General features: G+C 64.0%; 4 protein-coding genes. 1 reads left to right on the forward strand and 3 read right to left on the reverse strand.

The window, feature by feature from the left end:
- Positions 1-773: FAD-dependent thymidylate synthase (gene thyX, locus ENN83_RS14255; RefSeq protein WP_287188029.1), on the reverse strand; the 773-nt coding region annotated here is incomplete at its 3' end.
- A 134-nt stretch (positions 774-907) separates the two neighbouring features.
- Between thyX and ENN83_RS14260 the strand changes: the two genes are divergently transcribed.
- A complete protein-coding gene (locus tag ENN83_RS14260; protein WP_287188032.1) occupies positions 908-1,336 on the forward strand; it encodes a VOC family protein in 429 nt (142 codons plus the stop codon).
- A 29-nt stretch (positions 1,337-1,365) separates the two neighbouring features.
- On the opposite strand, the gene ENN83_RS14265 is transcribed toward ENN83_RS14260, so the two are convergent.
- Together ENN83_RS14265 and ENN83_RS14270 are read right to left on the reverse strand one after the other, a co-directional pair.
- A complete protein-coding gene (locus ENN83_RS14265) occupies positions 1,366-1,863 on the reverse strand; it encodes a MarR family winged helix-turn-helix transcriptional regulator (RefSeq protein ID WP_287188034.1) in 498 nt (165 codons plus the stop codon).
- A gap of 81 nt (positions 1,864-1,944) precedes the next feature.
- Positions 1,945-2,119, reverse strand: a 175-nt coding sequence (locus tag ENN83_RS14270; protein ID WP_287188037.1) for a succinate dehydrogenase assembly factor 2, incomplete at its 5' end; no start/stop codon positions are given.

Below are 2,119 nucleotides of genomic sequence, written 5' to 3' on the forward strand. Positions count from 1 at the left end.
CGGTAATCGGCAAAGGCTTTATACGCCAGCGGCACCCAGTCGGCGACGATCTCGCACATCACTTGCGCATAGACGCGGATCTCGTATTGGGCGTGGATGTCGGCGCGCAGGCGCAGGAAGTGGAAGAGGTTGTGCAGATCCGTCTTCCAGTACCATTGGGTGTAGATATTGGCGGGAAGGTTCATGCGGGCAAGCTCGCGCGCCAGGCCCTTCTGGCCTTCGGTGGACAGCATCGCCTCGTAATTGTCATAGGCCCGGGCGGCGTCGGTCTTGAGGATGTCGAGGACGCGGGCGGCCTCTTCGCCTTCGAGCAATTCGCCGCGGCCCTGGTTGTTGACGGTGGATTGGGCGGCCAGCGCGTCGGGGGCGGGGATGTAGAATTCGCGGTCGAGGATCGAATAGCGGGCGGAGTATTCGTTGACGTTGGCGGTGCGGTGGCGGATCCATTGCCGGGCGACGAACACCGGCAGCTTGACGTGGAACTTGACCTCGCACATCTCGAAGGGCGTCGAGTGCCAGTGGCGCATCAGGTAGCGGATCAGCCCTTCGTCATTGGAGACGGATCTGGTTCCGGTGCCATAGGAAACCCGCGCCGCCTGGCAGATCGCGGCATCGTCGCCCATGTAGTCGATCACCCGGATCAGGCCGTGGTCGAGCACCGGATGGGCGGTGTAGAGGCGGTTTTCCATGCCCGGCGCGGTGGCGCGCAGCGTGGGCGTGGCCTGGCCGCGCTGGGCCTCGATCTCGGCAAGCTGATCCTGGGTGAGCGACATGGCGCGGTCCTTTCGCTGAAGACGAGTCGGGTAACACTATATCTATGCGGGGTGGATCGTAAAACACCCAGATGCGGGGGTGTGGCCGGGCGGCCGGGGCGTGCTAGGCTGCGCGCAGGAAAAGGAGGCTGCGCATGCAAATCCGCTATCTGCACACGATGGTCCGGGTGAAGGACCTGGAGGCGTCAAAGGCGTTCTACGAATTACTGGGGCTTAAGGAGGTCCGGCGGGTCGAGAGCGAACAGGGCCGGTTCACGCTGGTCTTCATGGCGCCGCCGGGACAGGAGGAATGCCCGGTGGAACTGACCTGGAACTGGGACGGCGACGAGGGGCTGCCATCCGACAGCCGGCATTTCGGGCATCTCGCCTATGCGGTCGAGGACATCCATGCGATGTGCCAGCACCTGATGGACAATGGCGTGACGATCAACCGCCCGCCGCGGGACGGACGGATGGCCTTCGTGCGCAGCCCCGACAACGTGTCGGTGGAACTGTTGCAGATGGGCGGGGCGCTGGAGCCGCAGGAGCCCTGGGTGAGCATGCCCAATACCGGGCACTGGTAGGCGGACGGCCCCGCCGGGGGGCCGGGCCGTCAGTAGATATAGCGGATCTGGTCGGTCCAGTAGCGTTCCATCCGCTTGAGCGCGTCGGCGATCTCGGTCAGCCCGTCGGCGGTGACCACGCCGCGCACCACCAGCCCCTCGGCATGGCGGGCGAAGAGACCGGCAACGATGTCGCGAATCTCGCGCCCCCTTGGGGTCAGGCGGACGCGGACCGAGCGGCGGTCGATCTCGCAGCGCTGGTGGTGCATGAAGCCCTTTTCCACCAGTTTCTTGAGATTGTAGGACACGTTCGAGCCCTGGTAATAGCCGCGCGTCTTCAACTCGCCCGCGGTCACCTCGTTCTCGCCTATATTGAACAGCAACAGCGCCTGGACCGCGTTCAGATCCAGCACGCCAAGCCGCTCGAACTCGTCCTTGATGACGTCCAGAAGCAGCCGGTGCAGCCGTTCGACCAGCGACAGCGCGTCGAGATAATCGTTCATCACGCCGGTCCGGCCGCCTGTCTCGATGGGGGAATGGATACTCATGTCATACTCCGCCGTTCCTTGTTCTCAGGCAGAGATACGGAATCAGTCGCGAATATTCCGTTAAAGCGTGAAAAAAGCGATCTAACCGTCGGTACGCACGGCCAATTTTTCGATCAACAGGGCAAGGCGGGCGGGCGGCGCGGCCTGGCCCGTCACCCATTGGTAGAGGTCGTGATCGTCCTCGGCCAGCAGCGCCTCGAAGGCGTCCAGCGCGGCGGCATCCATGCCCGCAAGATGGGCATCGGCATAGCCCCCC

The sequence above is a fragment of the Rhodovulum sp. genome (genome assembly GCF_011048875.1).
Lineage (GTDB): Bacteria > Pseudomonadota > Alphaproteobacteria > Rhodobacterales > Rhodobacteraceae > Rhodovulum > Rhodovulum tesquicola.